Source organism: Nocardia sp. MDA0666 (assembly GCF_003023875.1).
GTDB classification, from domain to species: Bacteria; Actinomycetota; Actinomycetes; order Mycobacteriales; family Mycobacteriaceae; genus Nocardia; species Nocardia aobensis.
On the sequence record NZ_PYHT01000001.1, the window covers coordinates 258,084 to 275,875 of the forward strand.

The window sequence follows — 17,792 nt, forward strand, 5'->3', positions numbered from 1 at the left end:
ACCGTTACCCTCCCAGTACGATTCGGCGCACAACCGCTGACGCTACGGCGCAACAGGCGCGCAAGTGCTGCGCATTTATGCTCGATCACCTGGAGTGGTTCGGCATGCTCGATCACGTCACCGGCCTCGGTGATCTGCACCCTCTCGTCGAGACCTATGCCGGCGCGGCCCCGCCGACGCTGGAGGAGATTCAGCGGCACTGCCGAAAGACTCTCGCCGGTCACAAGATCCCCCGGTCGCTGGCTCCTGAATCATCGCCACAGCGCCTTGCTGTTGTAACGCCGCCGCAAAACCAGCTGGTTGGCTACCGCGACCGGGCCGGGCATCGCCGCCAGAAAACGCTTGCGCTGGTCGGGTGTGGTGTCATCCAGCACCCACGGTATATAGACAGCCGCCCCCGCCGGCCCCTGCTTGCGGGCCATCGCACTGCGGAAAGTGTCCCAGTCTTTCGGGGTCAAAACCTCTTGAATGAGTGGGAGCGCGCTGTTCTCTTCATGCGCCATGTGTTCGCCGAGGATCGTCGACAGCGTGTCGATACGCTCAGGCAGGTCGGCAGCTCGCCTGGCGAGCCCGTCCTCGACCGCGGCCAATTCCGGATCCAGTGCCGCATGCTCGGCCTCCATCTCGGCCATCAGCGCCAGGTGGTCCGGACAGCCGGACACAGCGGCGATCACCTGGGGCCACAGTGCGGCGTCCTCGACGGTGTGGTGAACATGCAATTGGCGGACGAAGTTCGACCACCCGGCTTCGACACCGGGCGAGTCGGCATGACCGGATTCGGCGGCTACGGACAGGCGTCGGAGGTCGCGACGGAAGGCGTCGTGTGTTGCGTACATGACGGCGAAATCAATAGTCATCACAGGTCTTTCGATAGCGGAACGGGTGGCTGAGCCCGCCCCGGGGCGGATTCACGCAGCGCGACATCACAGGTTCGGCACTGGGCCGGGGATGTGAGGCTGCCTGGTTCGACGCCGATGTGACGCCGACTGGTGTTTCGAACCCAATATCCGTGGGATAAAGTCACACTACCAAGCAATCCCCTTTAGATACAATATGGAACACATATCATTTCTGGTGATGATCGTCACCTACGAGGCGAATGTTTCCCGAAGCGGGTGGTGATGAGCTTGCGCTCCTGGTGCCGAAGTCTTTGCGCCCGTGGACCACCCCGCCGACGGATCCATGAACAGCGACGATCCGCAACAAGCTCCCAATCGGCAACCGGAGCGTCCAGCACAGCGGGGCAGCCAGCCCTTTCGAGCCTCGACAACCGGAAAACGCTCATCAGCTACGCCCCAACTGCCCTGGGCATCCAGGGCACCGACCCAGACACCCGCAAACTTGGGGACCCCCATGGGCCCCCCGTCGCCTGATGCTCCGCCTGTTTGTCGGCGGGGATACTTGCGACTCGGCCGGCGGGGCGTTGCGGGTAGGACAACCCCATAGTTCGGCGATACGACCGTCGCGTACCCGGAGGTTCTCGAGCATGGTCGGCGCCGACCGGCCGGAACTCGTGCGGATGGCGACGGTGCCGTTCTCACAAACCCTCCCGGAGAGCGAACGTGCAGATAAAATATCTATAGCATATGATATGGTTCTAATATTATCGCGAAAGCGCCCAGGCGTGAGGAGTGCGAGATGGTCTACGCGGAGGTTCCGGCCGGTACAGAACGGTCGATCGCGGTAGCGCGAACGCCCGAAGAGCGGTTCGAGGGGTTACCCGACTACCCGTTCGCGCCGCACTACGTCGACATCGAGGCCGGTGCCGGCATCAGCACGCGGTTGCGGGTGCACTATCTCGATGAACGCCCTGCCGAGCCGTCGCACGAGTCCGGGGAGACCATCCTGCTGCTACACGGAGAACCGTCGTGGAGCTTCCTGTACCGGCACGTGATCCCGCCCCTGGTCGAGGCGGGGCATCGTTGTGTGGCGCCCGATCTCGTCGGATTCGGTAAGTCGGATAAACCGATCGACCGTTTCGTGTACACGTATCAGGCGCACGTCGACTGGCTGGCACACACTGTGTTCGACCATCTCTGCCTGCGCGATATCACCATGGTGTGCCAGGACTGGGGCGGTCTGCTGGGACTACGCGTGCTGGCAGAGCATCGAGACCGGTTTCGGCGCGTGATCGCCACGAACACCTCGTTTCCGACCGGCGACCAGGACCTCGGAGGCTCCTTTGCCCTGTGGCTGCAGCTCAGTCAGCGTTCGAATCCCTTCGACATCGGTCAGGTCGTCGACCGCGGAACCGTGTCCGATCTCGATCCGGCGGTCCTGGCGGCCTACAACGCACCGTTTCCCGATGAGTCATATCTGGCGGGCGCCCGCCAATTTCCGCTACTGGTCCCCCTCGCGCCGTTCGACGACGCGGCCGCGGCGAACCGCCGGGCATGGGACATTCTCCAGACGATGCAGACTCCGTTCTTGTGCGCTTTCAGCGACAACGATTACGGAGTCGGCGACGGAGCCCGGGTGTTTCGTGAGCATATTCCGGGCGCAGCCGGGCAACCGCACGTGACGATCGTCAACGCTGGTCACTTTGTGCAGGAAGATCAAGGCCCCGTTCTGGCCGGCGCGATCGACGAGTTCATTCGATCGACCCGATGAACCGATTGCCGGCGTAACCGCGAATAACAGACGCCCTCCCCGCACACAGTTCCGGCTTCGCCTGCCCCGCCACGGCGGCGATCCGTTGGTACCAGCGCCTTCGGCTTTGCGTATGATATGTGAACCGTATAAACGTGGGCGAGGTGGCGCAGGGTGAATTCAGCAGCAGGCCGGACTCCGGCGCGGACCAGGCGCAGGTTGACTGCGGACGTGCGGGAAGCGTTGCGTGACTTGAATATTCAGCTGTCACTGCTCAATCGCAGATTCGGCGGCAGGGTCGAGCTCAAGGACATCGATTGGACATGCCTGGACCTGATCAACCGTTATGGCCCGCTGTCGCCCTCCTCGCTGGCACGGCGGGCCGGATTGCATCCCGCAACGATGACGGGAGTCTTGGACCGCTTGCAAAAGGGTGGATGGATCGTGCGAGAGCGTGACCCGGAGTCCTCGGATCGCCGGGCCGTCACCTTGCGTGCCGTGCGCGAGCGGAACTCGGAACTGTTCGAGTTGTTTTCCGGGATGAACAAGCGAATGGATGAGCTGTGTGCTGATTATTCCGGCGCCGAGCTCGAGGTGATCGCCGACTTCCTGCATCGGACCGGCGTCGCCGGTCGTGAGGCGGCGGAGGAGTTGGCGGAGAGCTGATCGCCCATGCGCGCTTCCGGACTCGGTCGCCCGCGGGTGTGGTTCGCGGCAGGTGGCGCGGAGCGAAATCGGCGATGCATGCCGCCGATTTCGCGCCACTCGACCGAGACGTCGAGGTCTGCTGTTCAGGTCAGGTGCCTGCGCAGGAACCCCAGTTGGGCGGCGACGGCCGGCTCGTATTGGTCGAGAACGGCCGGGTTCACCTCAGGTAATGCGGCGGCGAATTCGATCGCCGCACGCCAGTCGGCCAATTGCCTTTTGAGGTACACCACTTGCCTTGGTTCCCCATCGCTTTCCCCCAGATGCCGGAAATCGAACGCAAGCACCGAGAAACCCGCATCGTGGAATCGGGTCGCGAATGGATCCGTCGCCGGTTCTTTCGTCACACCCAGGCCCCCGGCCATGACAACGCATGCTCCATTTTCTCCCGGATAGTGCCACGCGGCGCATTCCCTTCCGCCGCTCGCGAATCGAACCTTCATGCGTCCCATGGTCGTAGTCATCATTACCTTTCTCGACAGGAGTGGGTCATTCGGGAACTCCAGCGCGCGGGCCGACCGGCGCGCACCGGGTTCCGGGTTGCGAATCGGTCGCATCGCCCCGGCTGCCGGCGAATCCGAGCATGCTCAGACATAGGAAGGCGGCGATCGAAGCGGCAGTGCGGACCGCGTGGGCAACCTGCCACCGATCCCGCTGGACCCTCCAGTCGAACGGGGGCGACGATACGTTCCAACGGCCTTCCGCAGCGGTGATTTGCACGTTGACCGCCGACGAGATGGTGAAAACGATCAGCAGCAGAATCAGTGCGGCCAGCGCCCACCATCGAGCCGGGCCGGGCCGGCGGATGGTGAGGAGCACCGACAGTGCCGCGCACAGCATCGCCGGGATCAATGCTGCCCCGGCGAGCCAGGGGATTCCGATCAGATTGACCTGCGCCACACGGGTATAGACCGAACCGTCGAACAGCCGCAGTTCCAGCTCCAGGACCAGCAAGGCAAGAAGAACACCCGCGTAGAGTCCGGCGAATACCGGCCCGGCGAATCGGTTGATTCTGGCGACGAGTTCGAGCACGTACTGAATCGTACACATAACATATGACTTCCATAACACATCGTCTACATATGACATGTCGTGCGCCAGGTGGAACGACTCGGGCTATGACCAGTCGTCCTTGTGGTCGGCTACCCAGGTGGCGAACGAGAGAGCCGGACGGCCGAGGATGCCCTCGGCGTTGGTGTTCGCTGCGATCGGTCGCTCGATCTCGCGGGCGCATCGAGCCATCAGGGCGTCTACGAACCGCTGGTCGAGTCCGTGCGCGATCATGCCGGCGGTCGCTGTCTCGACGGGAACCTCGTGAAAACCCAAGGGGCGCTGAAGCGTTTCTCCGATGATGGCGACAAGCTGGTCGATGCGCAGCGATTCGGGCCCGGTAATCGGGACCTTCCGGCCCAGAAGTGAGTCATCGACCATCGCCCGGGCGATCACGTCGGCGACGTCGCGCTCGTGGATGAGTGGCTCCGCGAACTCGGCGAACGGACCGAACACCGTGTCGCCGTTGGCTACTTGACCGGACCACATCGACAGGGTGTTCATCGCAAACGAACTCGGCCGTATGCTCACCCACGGTATTCCGCTGTCGACGACCGCGCGCTCGACGTCGGTATTGCGGTCGCCGTTGAACCATGAGGGCTGAAGTGACACGTCGTCGTCGGCGTTGATTGCCGACATCACCACCACGCGTCCCACATGGTGAGCCGCAGCGCGAGCGAGCAGCTCGGCGATGCCGTCCTTGGCTGCGCGCGGATGGACGAACAGAGAATCGACGCCGCGCAGGGCGGAGTCGAGGTCCTCGGGTGTGACGGCGTCGGCGCCGCGGGGCAGGCGGGCGTCGGGTCGACGGGTCATCGCTCTGACCTGCGCTCCGCTCGCGAGCAACATGTCCGTGAGCGGTCGGCCGATCAACCCTGTCGCTCCGGTGACGAGATACATGGCAGCTCCTTCTCCAGGTGGGTCCCGGACGATCCGGCGACCCTCGCACAGCGAGTTCGTCAGAGCCGCTGCGCGTCCGATGCCCAGAACGGCATCAACATCAGTCCGTCGGCGATGAGTTCGGGGCGGAAGTCGTTGCGGGCGAACTGGCTCGACCATGTCTCGGGCGGACGGCCGCCCGCCATGCGCCCGGCTCGCAAGCCGGCTGTCGACCAGTCCGGCGCCGTGAACGAGCGGCGCAATTCATCCTCCGAGATGGAATGCAGCCCAAAGGTTTCGACGCCGTCGGCGAAGTTGGCGCCGAACTGGATCAACGGGCACAACGGAAAGCCAGTGGGTGCCGAGGCGTTCGATCGCAGTGCGCGATATGGCTTGTCACGCTGTGAGGCCTCCGTCGGCAGCGATGCTCTGGCCTGTGACCCATCGAGCGTCATGAGAGGTCAGAAAACCTACGACATCGGCGATGTCCTCCGGCTCACCGAAGCGTCCCATTGGTGTGCGGGCGATCCGCTCCACCAGCATGTGCTTCATATGTTGCATCGCATCGGTATTCGTCGGTCCCGGCAATACGCTGTTCACGGTGATTCCCCGCGGCCCCACCTCACGGGCGAAAGTTCGAACCAACTGCTCGCCCGCCGCCTTGCTTGCCGAGTACACCGACACGGACGGGTCGCTTGCGCGAGTGGCCGACGACGAGATGTAGACGATTCGGCCGCCGTCGCGCACCCGCCCTGCGGCCTCTCGAAACGCGACGAACGTGGCGTGGGAGTTGGCGGCGAACGACCGCGCGTAGTCCTCGTCGGTAGCTCCGGCGATCGGGCCGGCGGCGAATCCATACGCGTTGTGCACGAACACATCCAGGCCGCCGTACCGCTGTTCGGCAGCGTCGAACAGCGACGCCAGCTGGACCGGATCGGTCACATCCGCCTGGACGGCGGTGGCCTGTCCGCCGTCCCCTTCGATCGTCGAGACGACCTGCTCGGCGGCCTCGGCGTTGCTCTTGTAGTTGACGATGACGCGCGCCCCGTCGGCGGCCAGACGCAGTGCGATCGCCCGGCCGATACTGCGTCCACTGCCGGTGACAAGGGCGACGCGATCGGTATTCGGCATGTGATTCTCCATGGGGTGGTGGATGGAGTTCGGCGATCGGCGTCATCGGTGGCCGGCGCGGGAGGAGATGCGGGACCGGACCCTGGAGGGCTGCTTCTGGCAACCGGCCGGAGCTGCGATGATCTCGAGACGCAACTCGAACCCATCATGTCGGATCAATAATGTATGTATTACATACTTTATCGGTGCGACATGAATGGCGCAACCTTGCCGGCTGAAGCGGCGATGCGTCGCCGCAAGTCCGACATCGCGCTGGAGCCCAAACCTGAAGGCACGCACGTCGATCGAGAATCCGCGGGGACACTGTTCCTAGCGAATCAAACCCAGTTGCCGTGCCCGGTCGACAGCCTCGGTGCGGTTGACGGCGCCGAGCTTGCCGAAGATGTGGGTCAGGTGTTTCTTGACGGTGTCGACAGTGACTACCAGCTCATCGGCGATCCGCCGGTTCGATCTGCCCGCGACCAGCAGGCCCAGTACCTCGCGTTCCCGGGCGGTCAGTTGTTCGGCCATCCCCAGCACCGTTGTCGCGGCACTCGACCCGGAATCGTGGACGACGCGGCTCCGGCCGAGCCCGTGCAACACCCGAGCCAAATATCGCAGGGGCACGTCGCGGGCGGCGTGTCCCTCCTGTCGGGCCGCGATCAGACGGCGTAGTAGCACGCCTATGGCGGCACCCTCGTCGGCGAAGACCCGAACGTGGCCTTGCTCATAGGCCAGTGTGAGCGCATCGGCCAGTATGTCGACAGCGGTGTCGTCCGTGCCTCGCGCGGCGAGGGCAAGCGCCCGTAGCGTCTGGATCTCGATGATGCTCCGCACACGGTCCGGAGTGGCCGTCGCGAGCATCTTCTCCAACAGTGCAAGTGCCTGGCCCGGCATGTCTCGGGCGAGCAGCAACCGGGCGAGCACCAGATAGTCGGGCTCCCTGGAACAGTCCGGCTCGTCGTGCGCGCTCAGGCCACGTTCCTTCGTCCAACGAGCCGCGGCGACGAGGTCGCCCTGTGCGAGGTGCAACCGCGCCCATTGCACTGGAACAGGGGTGAACGGGTCTGCCATGGTCGTGCCCGGCGTGAGTCGCTCGGCCTCGCCGATCACTTCCAGGGCCCCGGCCGGATCCCCCTCGGCCTGCCGAATCCACGCCAGCGTCGCCAGTCCCGCAGCAAGCGGCTGAGTGTAGGTCAGCTGCCGGCAGTGTGCGATGCCCACGGTGACGTCCCGGAGGGCGGCCTCGAGATCGCCCCGCTGGTAGGCCACCTCCGCCATGCCCACGTATCCCATCCCGGCAGTCGCCAGAGTCACCACACCGCGGGGTGCGGTGATCTCGAGTGCGCGCCGGTAGGTGCCGAGCGCTGCGTCCAAGCGGCCTTGGGCGCACTGCACCTGGCCGAGGTGGTAGTAACCTCGAACGGCCAGCGAACGCTCGCCCGCCGCGTGCCACTGGGCGATGCTCGAGGCGAACGCCTGCTCGGCTTCTCGGAGCCGGCCACGCAGCCATTCGGCCGAGCCCAGTTGCCACCAGGTCAGGGACTCCAACATCCAGTTGTCCTCGCCCAGTTCGGCCAGTGCCCGCGCGGCGAACGCGGCCGCTGCCTCGGCGTCGCCGTGCAAGCAGGCTAGCCAAGCGCGCGCCACCGCAATGGCAGCGGGGACGTCGGCCAGCCAACTTGCGGCCCGGCCCACCGATGGCTCGAACGACTCTTCGCCCGGGTCGGCAGACGTGCGCTGGGCAGCGTCGAGCCGCGGGACGGCCGCGTCCATATCGCTACCCACCAGCGCCATCCACGCCTGCGCCAGGCACAGGCGTGGCCGGGATCGGATGAGTTCGGAGGGCAGGTCGCAAAGCCAGCGATGCACTGTTGCCTGTTCGCCGCGACGGAAGAGCTCGTCGAAGTATCGCTCGATCACGCGCGCAGCCCACGTGGTGTCGCCGGCGCGCAATGCGTGGTGGACGGCCTCTTCGGCGAGCCCATGCGACTCACACCAGGCTCCCGCGCGTCGGTGCAGTGCCCGAGCGTGTCCGGGCCGTTCGTGCTGCAATTGGGCGCGGAGCAGCCCGGCAAACAGATGGTGATAGCGCCACCAGCCGCGTACCTCGTCGAGTGGCACGAGGAAAAGGCCGGCCAACTCGATCCCTTCCAGCATCTCCTGGCTGTCCGCGCGGCCGGTGACGGCGTCGCAGAGCTCTCCGCTGAGACGCTCGAGCACCGAGGTCTCCAGAAGGAATTTGCGCACTTGTTCGCTCAGTTGCTCGAGTACCTCTCCGGCAAGGTAGTCGAGGACGTAGCGGTGGCTGCCGCTGAACTCGGCTGCGAACCGGGCGGGGTTCGCCTGGGTTCGCAGCGAGAGCCCGGCCAATTGCAACCCGGCCGCCCATCCCTCGGTGCGGATGGTCAGCATCGTCACCGCCGCGTCGGGTACGTCGCCGCCCGTCGCACCACGCAACAGCGCTGCCGCTTCATCCGATGCGAAGCGAAGCTCCTCGGCGCGAAGCTCAGCCATCTGCCCGCGAGCGCGCAACCGTGCCAGCGGCAGCGGTGGGTCGGACCGGGTGGCCAACACCAGCCGCAGACCTGTCGGCAGGTGCTCCACCAGCAAGGTCAAGGCAGCGTGCACCGCCCGCGCATCAATCAGGTGATAGTCGTCGACGACCAGCCGTACCTCGTCCCCATCGGGACGGGCGTCGAACTCGTTGATCAGCGCCGTGACCAGTGCCTCGAACGATGTCGGAGCGGGTGGGCCCAGCAGCGGGCTCAGCTGCTCGGCGATTCCCGGGCGCGCCCGATCGAGGGCCGCCACCACATGCCGCCAAAAAAGCGCCGGATCGTTGTCGGCCGCATCGAGAGACAACCAGGCAAGCGTTCCTCGACTACTGCGAGCCCATTCGGCCAGCAGGCCCGTCTTGCCGAACCCTGCCGGGGCGCAGACCAGCACCAGCCCCTGCGTCAGAGCCGCGTCGAGCCGACCGACCAGCCGCGGACGGGGGACGAAGCCCCGGCGCAGTCCAGGCACACGCAACTTGGTGGCTAGCAGTGCATCCTGCTCGGACATGGCACCTCGTCACGGGTATGCCGCGGGCGGCTCAGCCGTCGACGATGCACCGCTCAGCACGTCCAGCGATTGGTTAGCTCGGTTGCTGGCCGGGCCGATTGTAGTAGCGGGCTCCTCCACCGGCTCCCGCTGCGGGATCGCTCGGCATGGGGGCAACCGGAGAATTCCGGGCCTGTTCCGGCTCCACCTTCGGGCCGCACCACCTGGTCGCAGATTCCACCTGGATATCCACCTTCGGGTGACGCGCCGACTCCGGGGCGTTCGTAGCGTAGGAACAACGGAAATCGGCGTTCTGACCACAGTCCGCGACCTCGGACTATGTCTGGTCTCGGTACGTCGGCTCGGTCCCGTCGAAAACCGAGATCGAATGCGGCACCGAGCAAACGGTAGCTATCAGAAGAGGAAAGCCCTGAATGACCGAACACAACACCACCGAAACCGTCGAACGGGAAAAGGTTCGATTCGTCAGCGGCGACACCCAATGCGCCGCGTGGTTCTATCCGGGAACCAACGGCGCCTGCGTGATCATGGCCGGCGGGTTCGCGGTGCCGAAGGAGCCGGCCACCGACCAGTTCGCGAGGCGATTCAACGACGCGGGGTTCGCGGTCCTGGCCTTCGACTACCGTCGCGTCGGCGAGAGCGGTGGACATCCGCGCCTCACCTTTTCGGCGAGAGACCAGCTCGACGATTGGCAGGCAGCCATCGACTCCGCGCGAACCCTGCCGGGAGTCGATCCGGCCAAACTCGCGGTGTGGGCGTTCTCTGCCTCCGGTGGGCACATATTCCGGGTCGCGGAGCGCAACCCTCAACTCCGCGCGGCGATCGCGCAGACACCGAACCCCTACGGTCCGACCGTGAGCCGCAACGCCATGCGCCACCAGAAACCACTGGCGACGCTGCGTTTTACCGCGCGGGGCATCGCCGACGCCCTCGGCAGCCTCATAGGGCGTCCACCGCGATTGGTGCCGCTCGTCGGAGTGCCCGGGACGGTATCGATGCTGACCACGCCGGACGGACTCGACACCGGACGCGCATTGCGTTCGCACAGCTATCCGGACTGGCAGCAGATGGTCGCTGCCCGTACCGCACTTCGCTTCACTCTCTACCGGCCCGGCCGCGCCGCATCCCGCGTGCAATCGCCGCTACTCGTCGTGGTCTGTGACCGTGATCAGACATCGCTGGTCGAACCATCGGTGAAGGCCGCGAGCCGGGCCCCGCGCGGGGAGGTCGTCAAGATATCCGGTAACCACTACGCCCCCTTCCTGGACGAGCATGAGCAGGCCGTGGCGGCCCAGCTGTCGTTCTTGCACCGGCACCTGTTCGATCACCCCACCGCGGATCCCTCCGGTACCCGCGGTAGCTCGCGGAAGTGAAGCGTATGAAGCAGATCGACCTCTCGGCGGGAACTGTCGACTACCAGGACTCCGGCGGTGAAGGCCCCACGGTCGTGCTGCTGCACGGGTTGATGATGGACGCGACGCTGTGGGACGGACCGATTGCCGAACTGTCGGCCGACCACCGATGCGTCGCGCCGACATTGCCGTTCGGCGCTCACCGGCACGGAATGCGCGCCGACGTCGACCTGTCTTTGCCCGCGATCGCGCGACTGGTCGCAGAATTCCTCGACCGCCTCGACCTGCAGCGGGTGACACTCGTCGGGAACGACACCGGCGGCGCGCTCGTCCAATTGCTCATGAGCGATGGCACCACGCTTTCGCGGCAACGCGTGAGTCGCATCGTGCTGGTCTCGTGCGAGGCTTTCGACAATTTCCCGCCAGGACTGACCGGGAAGATGCTGATCTTCGCAGGCAAGCTTTCGCCGCCGTTGTTCGGGCTGTTCATGCAGCAGATGCGGTTACGGATGCTGCGCCGCAGTCCGCTCGCTTTCGGTTGGCTGACCAAACGCGGAGACGCAACGGTCGCCAAGTGGATGAAGCCGGCCTCGACCCAGCCGGAGATCCGCCGCGATACTGTGCGGATGCTACGCGCTGTGGCGGCAGACACGCGGTTGTTGCTCGACTCGGCGGAGTATCTGCCGAGCTTCGACCGGCCCGCGCTGGTGGTCTGGGCCCAAGACGATCGTGTGATGCCGCCCGACCACGGCAGACGCCTCGCCGCACTGCTCCCGCTCGGCCAGTTGGTCGAGATAGCAGACAGTTACACCCTCGTCCCGCTCGACCAACCGCTGCGGCTCGCCACAGCGATCCGGGAGTTCATCGGCCTTCGCCGCACCTGACCGCCAGCCGGGTTACGGAAAGGGCGGCCGCTCTACAAACACTTCGTCGGCTGCGAGGGAACGGTCCACACACTGCTGGCCCCGATAAGTCTTCGGGCAAGCTTCCAGATGCGATCGATACGCAAATAGACTGGGGCAGTTCCTCCTTCGGCCCGTTCTTCTCGGTTCTGACGAATCGCAACTCCGCAGTTCAACGGGATTCTCGATACGGCCGGAACAATCGGATTCAGTCGGGTCGCCGATTCACTCGGACCTACAGGACGTCGACAGGACGTCGCGGAATCACTGGGGATGAGGCAGCCTCCGAAAAGCCGGTCAAGCGATGTGCGACTCCTTCGCCCTGCGCACGATCTCGAACTCGCCGGCGTGGCGCTCGACCCGCACCGCATGACCACACGACCCGAGGAACTCCGAACCCAAACTCGTCGCCTACGCGAAAACCCGCAGCGGACACAGTTACAGACTGGCCGGTGCAGCCCTGCCCGAAGGGGCAGCCACGGCGCCCCCTGAGCCATACCGTTCGAGACCGAGGTCAGCACGAAGTCGGCGGTGTTGCCGGTCGGTATTGCGCGAGCCGCGCCTACTCCCTGTTGATAAGGCCGATCACCGCTGAACGCAGAGTCGGCTGCAGCTCATCGGCATACAGTTCGGCCAAAGCGATTTCGGCGACCATCGCGACGACCAGGTGCGCCACGGCCGCAGGATCGTCCCACCCGATAGCCCGCAGATCCGGCTCGATAACTGCAGCCACTGCTCGATTGCGCGCATGGACCTCATCGAGCAAGTCGGTGTCGGTACGCGACTGAGCAAGAAAGGCTTTCGTACCGCGCGTCCGCAAACATGCATCCAGATACGAAGTGACGCCAGCGGCAAGACGGGAAAAACCCGGGGCGAGATCGCCGATTTCGGCGAGGATCGCTTCGGCCAGAACATCGTGGTAGCGGCGGTGCAGGGCGATCATGTAACTACGTCGGTCCGAAAAATGGTGATAGAAGCTGCCTTTGGACATTCCCGCCGCCGCAACCACAGCGTTGACCGACAGCCCCCGCAGTCCCGCACGCTCGGCCACCACAGAACCGGCGTCCAACAGCGCCCTACGACCGGGCTCCGAAGGTCGGGCCATGACCGCTCTCCTCTCTCAGGCTGCCGCCAGCGTATCCCGATGCTACATTATGACCGGCCGGTCGGTCATTCCTTCCGCGGCGGGGGCGGAAGGACTGCTGACCGGCTATACAAACGAAGGAGTGCGTCGATGCGACGAGTGATATCCGTTGCCACGCTGGCTGCTACGGTGCTCGTGACAACAGCCGGTCCAGCCGTGGCCGACGATCATGTACCCGATCCCGCCCCCTCCTACAGCTATCTGGGTGGTGTGCAGGCCGAGTTGACCGGACCGGGGCAATCGCCTCCTGGGGCCAACGATCGATCGTGCCGGCGGACCGCAGCACATCCGAATCCCGTTGTGCTGCTCCACGGATTGTCGAACGACACCATCAGCTGGAATACACTGTCGCCAGTGTTGGCCGACGCCGGCTACTGCGTGTACACCACCACCTACGGATCCGAGGGGCTGGGCCCGATCGGCGCCACCGCTCCCGTGCAGGACAGCGCCACACAGATCGGCAACTTCATAGATCGGGTCGAGGCCGCCACGGGGGCGAAACAGGTTGACCTGGTGAGTCATTCGATAGGCGGGGCGGTGGCCTACTACTACCTGAGCCGACTCGGCGGAGCGTCGAAGATCGGCCGTTACGTCGCACTGGCCGCCCCCCTGCACGGATCGACGGTCAGCGGTCTCGCCGGTGTGCAGCCGCTGGTGGAATCCACCGGGAGCGGCGCGGCGGCCACCCGTCACTGCGGACCGTGTCAGCTGTCACCCGGGGCACCGTTCCTGCAAGACCTCGAACCGAACCCCGATGCCACACCGGCGATCCCGTTCACCATGATCGTCACCCGCTACGACCAGATCGCCACCCCCTACACCACAGGCCTTCTCGACGGCCCCAACGTGCACAACGTTGTACTACAAGATCTTTGCCCGACCGACTTCACCGAACACAACGAGCTGACATCGGATCCAGTAGCGATACACGAAGTACTCGACGCACTCGACCCCGCCCACGCCACCCCACCGACCTGCACGATCGTCCTCCCTCTCCTAGGGCCCCCTTCCCGATAGCAAAACCCAAACGCCCGAACTATCCGCGACACCCTGTCAGCGATCGCCGAGACCGTGCAGCAGCCCCTCCATGCACTGATGCAGGAGCCGGGTCCAGCACCCGAATTGCGGCGTGGTCGGCGGCCGTTCGGAACGCTTCACAACGCAGATGCCGGGCAACCTCCGGCACCGGCTGATCTCCACCGTCCGTAACGCGTTCCCTGGGGTGCGACCGATCCGGTCGCACCCCGGTCAGCAGAATGCGGTGTCGAAATCGGGTCTGTCGGGTGGGTTCGAGACGTGTGCTGTCCCTCGGAACTCACTGGGAGGTGTGCGGTACCAGGTTTGAACGTCGGAGAGGGTGGCGGCGGTCGCGTTGACCAGTGGTGCGCCGAATTGTTCGGTGTCGCCGGTGGCAATCACGAACCGGGCCGGCGCGGAGCCGGTGACAACGAGGGTGTAGGTGCCGGCCTGCGCGGCCGAGGCGGTGTCGGCGAGGGTTAGGTACGAGGTCTGGGTGAACGGTTCGAAGAAGGGGGCGCGCGCGGTGTTATCGAGAGTGGTCATGGCTCGGTCGGGGCCGAGGATCGACAGTCGGGGCAATTGCGGGACGGGTAGCTCGTTCTCGGGGGCCAGATCGGGAATGAGGAGCTGGGCATGGAAGGGCTCGCCTCTGGAGAGTTGGATGCGGACCGCGCGTGTGTCGCCGACCGCGCTGGTTCGGCCGTAGAAGGCGAACGAGACGGTTCCGATAGGGGCGAGTGGACTCCTGTCGAGGGCGTCGACGGTGTCGTCCGAGCCGAGCAGGACCGGGGTGTGCGCGGCGGCCGGAGCGGCAAGGCCCACCAAGGCCAGGGCGCTCGCGACGACAGTGAGAATGCGCCGCCGCGGTGCGCGTGGTCGAACTGTTCTCGGCGTGTCAGGATCTGCGTGATCGCCTCCTCGACTCCGGTTCCGATGCTGGTCGGCACCGGGATATGGGCATCGCGCGGCAAAAGACCGACGGCTGGTCATCGGCTCATCCTCCCGGCGCTGGCAATGTTGTGCAGGCACCTCGACGAGCACGCTGCCTCCATCGGCCAACGGAAACGCACCAATTCCGTCATCGCGCCACCTCGCTGTCTCGACGAATGCGCCTGCTTACCCCCACCGCCTGGTTCCTGCACCAACCCAACCCAACCCAACCCAACGGACGCTATCGGTGCTAGGCGGCCTCCACTGGTAAATGTCCTCGCGGCCGCCGATCATTGCACAGGGCCGAAAGCCTCACAGCAACAGGACTTCAGCACCGAAACCGGTCGAGGGCCAGACCGGTAGGGCGGAGACCGCGGTCGCCCGGGACCACTGCTCGGGCTCCCTTTCCGAGACACCTCGAGACGCTCACCCAGCGCAGTCGGTCAGCCGGAAGAATTGATCGCCGACGAGCGCGTCAGATTGGGGTCTACCCCAAAAAGACAGCTCACATACATCCAGAGGGGTCGCGCTGGCCGCCGGTTCGGTCAGCACGGTACGCGGCATGACGGTGCGTTTGTCGATACAGTCACGCGGTGGGGAATGAGTGTCTCATCTGCGAAAAGCATGGTGGCATAGGCCGCTTGGTCGGCCCGGTGATCTACGCCGATGATTTGGTTGTCGTGACGCACCGTCCACTCTCCGAGGGTGTGCCGATGCCCGGCTACCTGTTCGTCGAAACGGTCCGTCACGCGCCGACCTTGGCTGATCTGAGCGACGCCGAGGGTGCTGCCGTCGGGTGGGCGGTTCGCCGCGCGGCATACGCGCTACGCACCGAACTGTCCCCCGATTACGTGCTCTCAGCGATCACGGGGCGTAGCGTCGCGCACTTCCATCAGCATATGTTCGTCCGCCCCGAAGGCACTCCCGACACCGTGAGTTGGTTCGCCTCCTGGAGCGACGGGCCGCATGTCGATGAACCCACGTTGGCCACGCTGTGCGAGCGGCTCGCCGTACATTTCACGAAGGACGATGTACCGCTCTAGTTCTGGGACGCTCACCCAACTCGGCAGTAGCGGACGTTCGAAAGAACCGCGGTCGCGGTTGTGACGCTGGGGTGTACCCCAAGCTGACGATCTTGTTCTCCGCTCGAACAAGCAGTTCCCGTGCCTCGTAGCCAGTTGGCTGAGAGCACTAGGTTCTGTCTCGGAGTGCCTCGTGGCTATGCCTCGTCGAGCTGGAGGACCATGCTGCGGATAGTCGCATAGCGGCTGAGGTGTTCCCGCACATCGGCGGCGCACTGCCGCCCGAGCTCGGACTCGAACGCCGCGACGAGGGTGGCCATGTCATCCCAATCCAGCATTCCCACGATGTAGTACGGCTCGCCGACTACGGGCTTCGCGTCGCGGCTGACGGTATAGCGACGCAGGCCCGGCAGCTTGTTGGCGAGCGGGATATGCACATCCCAGTAGTGCCGTTCGAATGCCTCGATGTCGGAGGGCGTTTCGTACATGACCAGGAATCGGGCCGCAGGCTTGGGCGGCGTCGGTGCGCTCATCGGACGGTCTCCTCGGGTGCTGGTGGTCCGGCCGCGTTGTTCGACCGGTTCCATAGTTCCGACGAACGACACCCCACCGGATCGACAGCTCGGCATGGAATTGTGAAACCCGTTCCCACCGGGTCGGAGCGGTTCCGGCCTCGCCCATGGCTCATCGGTCAGGTCCGCTCGCCCCCATCGCTCACTTCGAGACAGAACCTAGATCGATCCGTGCTCGAACTGCTGGACGACAGAGCCTGATTCGGGGTCCGGTGCGGGGTCGCTGGTCGGGTAGCCGTAGGTGCAGATCGTGGTCTTCCATGTGTTCGCCGCGCTCCGCGGAAACATCCTTCTCTGCCTCGGTCCCTTTGCAGTGTCCGCGTGGGAGCCTCAGGCCCGCGCAGCGGAACCGCTACAAGGTTCGATGTCACGGTGCCGCAGTTCCTCGGCGACTCTGCACTATTCCGCGGGGCGGCCGCGAAGGGGGTGCGAGGCCATCGAGGTGGACCACTTCGGGATGCCCAGGTCTACAGCGGCCGTGGCGACATCAGCGGAGCAGCACTCCCCCGCACCAGGCCCCACGACTTCCACACTATGGAAATCGTCGCCAGTACCAGCGTCAAATACTTCTGCCCACCCGCCGCGCCCTACGTCGGACAAAGCATCCTCAACGCGGCACCACAAGTGGCCATCAACATCGCCAGTTCTCCATCGGTGCCAGATACGATCGACGTGTCCTGCTTACCAGTCCCCTCCGAGATGGGTTGTCGCCGGGACTATTCCGACGGATTCCAGAGACTCTCCCACCCGTGCAACCCGATCAGCGGTCATTCGAATACGAGCATCATGGGTAGGTCGCGCGAGCCTGTTCATCAACTCCTCCACCGACACCACATAGCGGCGGTCCGGCGCCGGCACGACCACGCGCACACTGTCATTGGTCAGACAGACCAGCGCGCGGATGTACACGTCCTCCCCCACCGCACGCAGCAGACGCGCGAGGGCCGAGCTTTTATGCGTGGTCAGCTGAAGTGGGTCGGCATGCTCGATCACCGCACCGGCATCGGTTGTCTGCACCCACGTGCCACCGTGCACCTCGATGTCGCCGCGCCAGGATTTGAGCTCGATCATGTATAACCCGTTCGGCGCGGTGATCAGCAAATCCACCTCGTACATGACGCCGTGCGCTGTGGCGAAGCTGAAGTTCGACCACGCCTTCCAGGGATCGACATCGGGCAACGCACGGCGGATACGCGCCAGGCCGGACCGCTCGTGCGGGAAGGCCGAGTCGTTGATCGCCGTCCAACGCGGGTGACCGTGTGGTCTGCGCTGCGGGACCATCGACGGACGCGGCACTGGATCATAGGGATTGCACACGGTATCGCTCTTCCTCTGCGCGACAACATCTCCGACTTACATCTGTAGTAGCCGGATGCGCGCCGCGGAACGTATCCGCCGAATTGCACCTGCCTGCACAGACAGGCAGCCGGGTATCCATACCGACGGGGCCT

18 protein-coding genes are annotated in these 17,792 nt (G+C 65.0%); 6 read left to right on the forward strand and 12 right to left on the reverse strand.

Going from position 1 to position 17,792, the window contains the following annotated elements; genetic code table 11:
• Window positions 1-251 precede the first annotated feature (251 nt).
• Complete coding sequence (locus C8258_RS01245) at window positions 252-857, reverse strand: hemerythrin domain-containing protein (RefSeq protein WP_106953486.1); 606 nt, start codon at window positions 855-857, stop codon at window positions 252-254.
• Between the two features lie 781 nt (window positions 858-1,638).
• Between C8258_RS01245 and C8258_RS01250 the strand changes: the two genes are divergently transcribed.
• The gene (locus tag C8258_RS01250) at window positions 1,639-2,610 is read left to right on the forward strand and encodes a haloalkane dehalogenase (RefSeq protein ID WP_369974687.1); all 972 of its coding nucleotides are present in this window, start codon (window positions 1,639-1,641) and stop codon (window positions 2,608-2,610) included.
• 210 nt (window positions 2,611-2,820) lie between these two features.
• The gene (locus tag C8258_RS01255) at window positions 2,821-3,255 is read left to right on the forward strand and encodes a MarR family transcriptional regulator (RefSeq protein WP_233224809.1); all 435 of its coding nucleotides are present in this window, start codon (window positions 2,821-2,823) and stop codon (window positions 3,253-3,255) included.
• A gap of 125 nt (window positions 3,256-3,380) precedes the next feature.
• Here the strand turns inward: C8258_RS01255 and C8258_RS01260 are convergent, their stop codons facing one another.
• From C8258_RS01260 to C8258_RS01280, 6 genes are all read right to left on the reverse strand, one after another.
• Entirely contained in the window at window positions 3,381-3,737 is a 357-nt protein-coding gene (locus tag C8258_RS01260; protein WP_199195539.1) for an alpha/beta hydrolase, read from the reverse strand.
• A 46-nt stretch (window positions 3,738-3,783) separates the two neighbouring features.
• On the reverse strand, window positions 3,784-4,326 hold the full coding sequence (locus C8258_RS01265) for a DUF1772 domain-containing protein (RefSeq protein WP_158271188.1): 543 nt from the start codon (window positions 4,324-4,326) through the stop codon (window positions 3,784-3,786).
• Between the two features lie 84 nt (window positions 4,327-4,410).
• Window positions 4,411-5,244, reverse strand: a complete 834-nt coding sequence (locus C8258_RS01270; RefSeq protein ID WP_158271189.1) for an SDR family oxidoreductase — start codon at window positions 5,242-5,244, stop codon at window positions 4,411-4,413.
• A gap of 59 nt (window positions 5,245-5,303) precedes the next feature.
• The gene (locus C8258_RS32440; protein ID WP_158271190.1) at window positions 5,304-5,558 is read right to left on the reverse strand and encodes a hypothetical protein; all 255 of its coding nucleotides are present in this window, start codon (window positions 5,556-5,558) and stop codon (window positions 5,304-5,306) included.
• Window positions 5,559-5,619: 61 nt separating this feature from the next.
• Window positions 5,620-6,354 carry an SDR family oxidoreductase gene (locus C8258_RS01275; RefSeq protein WP_106953991.1) on the reverse strand — a complete coding sequence of 245 codons (735 nt, stop codon included), beginning with the start codon at window positions 6,352-6,354 and terminating at the stop codon, window positions 5,620-5,622.
• A gap of 309 nt (window positions 6,355-6,663) precedes the next feature.
• Window positions 6,664-9,399 carry a LuxR C-terminal-related transcriptional regulator gene (locus C8258_RS01280; protein WP_106953490.1) on the reverse strand — a complete coding sequence of 912 codons (2,736 nt, stop codon included), beginning with the start codon at window positions 9,397-9,399 and terminating at the stop codon, window positions 6,664-6,666.
• A gap of 413 nt (window positions 9,400-9,812) precedes the next feature.
• On the opposite strand from C8258_RS01280, the gene C8258_RS01285 reads away from it, so the two are divergent.
• Both C8258_RS01285 and C8258_RS01290 read left to right on the forward strand, forming a co-directional pair.
• Window positions 9,813-10,772 (forward strand): alpha/beta hydrolase, encoded by a 960-nt coding sequence (locus C8258_RS01285; RefSeq protein ID WP_106953491.1) that lies wholly within the window; start codon window positions 9,813-9,815, stop codon window positions 10,770-10,772.
• 5 nt (window positions 10,773-10,777) lie between these two features.
• Window positions 10,778-11,635: an alpha/beta fold hydrolase gene (locus C8258_RS01290; protein WP_106953492.1), complete on the forward strand. Its 858-nt coding sequence runs from the start codon at window positions 10,778-10,780 to the stop codon at window positions 11,633-11,635.
• 580 nt (window positions 11,636-12,215) lie between these two features.
• Here the strand turns inward: C8258_RS01290 and C8258_RS01295 are convergent.
• The gene (locus C8258_RS01295; RefSeq protein WP_106953493.1) at window positions 12,216-12,758 is read right to left on the reverse strand and encodes a TetR/AcrR family transcriptional regulator; all 543 of its coding nucleotides are present in this window, start codon (window positions 12,756-12,758) and stop codon (window positions 12,216-12,218) included.
• A 129-nt stretch (window positions 12,759-12,887) separates the two neighbouring features.
• Here C8258_RS01295 and C8258_RS01300 point away from each other — a divergent pair, with 129 nt between their 5' ends.
• On the forward strand, window positions 12,888-13,814 hold the full coding sequence (locus C8258_RS01300) for a triacylglycerol lipase (protein ID WP_104390085.1): 927 nt from the start codon (window positions 12,888-12,890) through the stop codon (window positions 13,812-13,814).
• 231 nt (window positions 13,815-14,045) lie between these two features.
• Here C8258_RS01300 and C8258_RS01305 read toward each other — a convergent pair whose 3' ends face one another.
• A complete protein-coding gene (locus tag C8258_RS01305) occupies window positions 14,046-14,858 on the reverse strand; it encodes a hypothetical protein (RefSeq protein WP_146161130.1) in 813 nt (270 codons plus the stop codon).
• 530 nt (window positions 14,859-15,388) lie between these two features.
• Between C8258_RS01305 and C8258_RS01310 the strand changes: the two genes are divergently transcribed.
• Window positions 15,389-15,790 carry an HIT family protein gene (locus C8258_RS01310; RefSeq protein WP_106953495.1) on the forward strand — a complete coding sequence of 134 codons (402 nt, stop codon included), beginning with the start codon at window positions 15,389-15,391 and terminating at the stop codon, window positions 15,788-15,790.
• Window positions 15,791-15,966: 176 nt separating this feature from the next.
• Here the strand turns inward: C8258_RS01310 and C8258_RS01315 are convergent, their stop codons facing one another.
• From C8258_RS01315 to C8258_RS01325, 3 genes are all read right to left on the reverse strand, one after another.
• Window positions 15,967-16,302 carry an EthD family reductase gene (locus C8258_RS01315; protein WP_233224810.1) on the reverse strand — a complete coding sequence of 112 codons (336 nt, stop codon included), beginning with the start codon at window positions 16,300-16,302 and terminating at the stop codon, window positions 15,967-15,969.
• Between the two features lie 198 nt (window positions 16,303-16,500).
• Window positions 16,501-16,629, reverse strand: a complete 129-nt coding sequence (locus tag C8258_RS33580; protein WP_106953496.1) for a hypothetical protein — start codon at window positions 16,627-16,629, stop codon at window positions 16,501-16,503.
• A 393-nt stretch (window positions 16,630-17,022) separates the two neighbouring features.
• Window positions 17,023-17,622 carry a nuclease-related domain-containing protein gene (locus tag C8258_RS01325; RefSeq protein WP_106953497.1) on the reverse strand — a complete coding sequence of 200 codons (600 nt, stop codon included), beginning with the start codon at window positions 17,620-17,622 and terminating at the stop codon, window positions 17,023-17,025.
• Between the last annotated feature and the right edge of the window lie 170 nt (window positions 17,623-17,792).

Coding starts and splice junctions, on each gene's coding strand:
- C8258_RS01245 (WP_106953486.1), bottom strand. CDS start 857: ATGACTATTGATTTCGCCGTCATGTACGCAACACACGACGCCTTCCGT.
- C8258_RS01250 (WP_369974687.1), top strand. CDS start 1,639: ATGGTCTACGCGGAGGTTCCGGCCGGTACAGAACGGTCGATCGCGGTA.
- C8258_RS01260 (WP_199195539.1), bottom strand. CDS start 3,737: ATGAAGGTTCGATTCGCGAGCGGCGGAAGGGAATGCGCCGCGTGGCAC.
- C8258_RS01270 (WP_158271189.1), bottom strand. CDS start 5,244: ATGTATCTCGTCACCGGAGCGACAGGGTTGATCGGCCGACCGCTCACG.
- C8258_RS01275 (WP_106953991.1), bottom strand. CDS start 6,354: ATGCCGAATACCGATCGCGTCGCCCTTGTCACCGGCAGTGGACGCAGT.
- C8258_RS01280 (WP_106953490.1), bottom strand. CDS start 9,399: ATGTCCGAGCAGGATGCACTGCTAGCCACCAAGTTGCGTGTGCCTGGA.
- C8258_RS01285 (WP_106953491.1), top strand. CDS start 9,813: ATGACCGAACACAACACCACCGAAACCGTCGAACGGGAAAAGGTTCGA.
- C8258_RS01290 (WP_106953492.1), top strand. CDS start 10,778: ATGAAGCAGATCGACCTCTCGGCGGGAACTGTCGACTACCAGGACTCC.
- C8258_RS01295 (WP_106953493.1), bottom strand. CDS start 12,758: ATGGCCCGACCTTCGGAGCCCGGTCGTAGGGCGCTGTTGGACGCCGGT.
- C8258_RS01300 (WP_104390085.1), top strand. CDS start 12,888: ATGCGACGAGTGATATCCGTTGCCACGCTGGCTGCTACGGTGCTCGTG.
- C8258_RS01315 (WP_233224810.1), bottom strand. CDS start 16,302: ATGAGCGCACCGACGCCGCCCAAGCCTGCGGCCCGATTCCTGGTCATG.
- C8258_RS33580 (WP_106953496.1), bottom strand. CDS start 16,629: ATGTTTCCGCGGAGCGCGGCGAACACATGGAAGACCACGATCTGCACC.
- C8258_RS01325 (WP_106953497.1), bottom strand. CDS start 17,622: ATGGTCCCGCAGCGCAGACCACACGGTCACCCGCGTTGGACGGCGATC.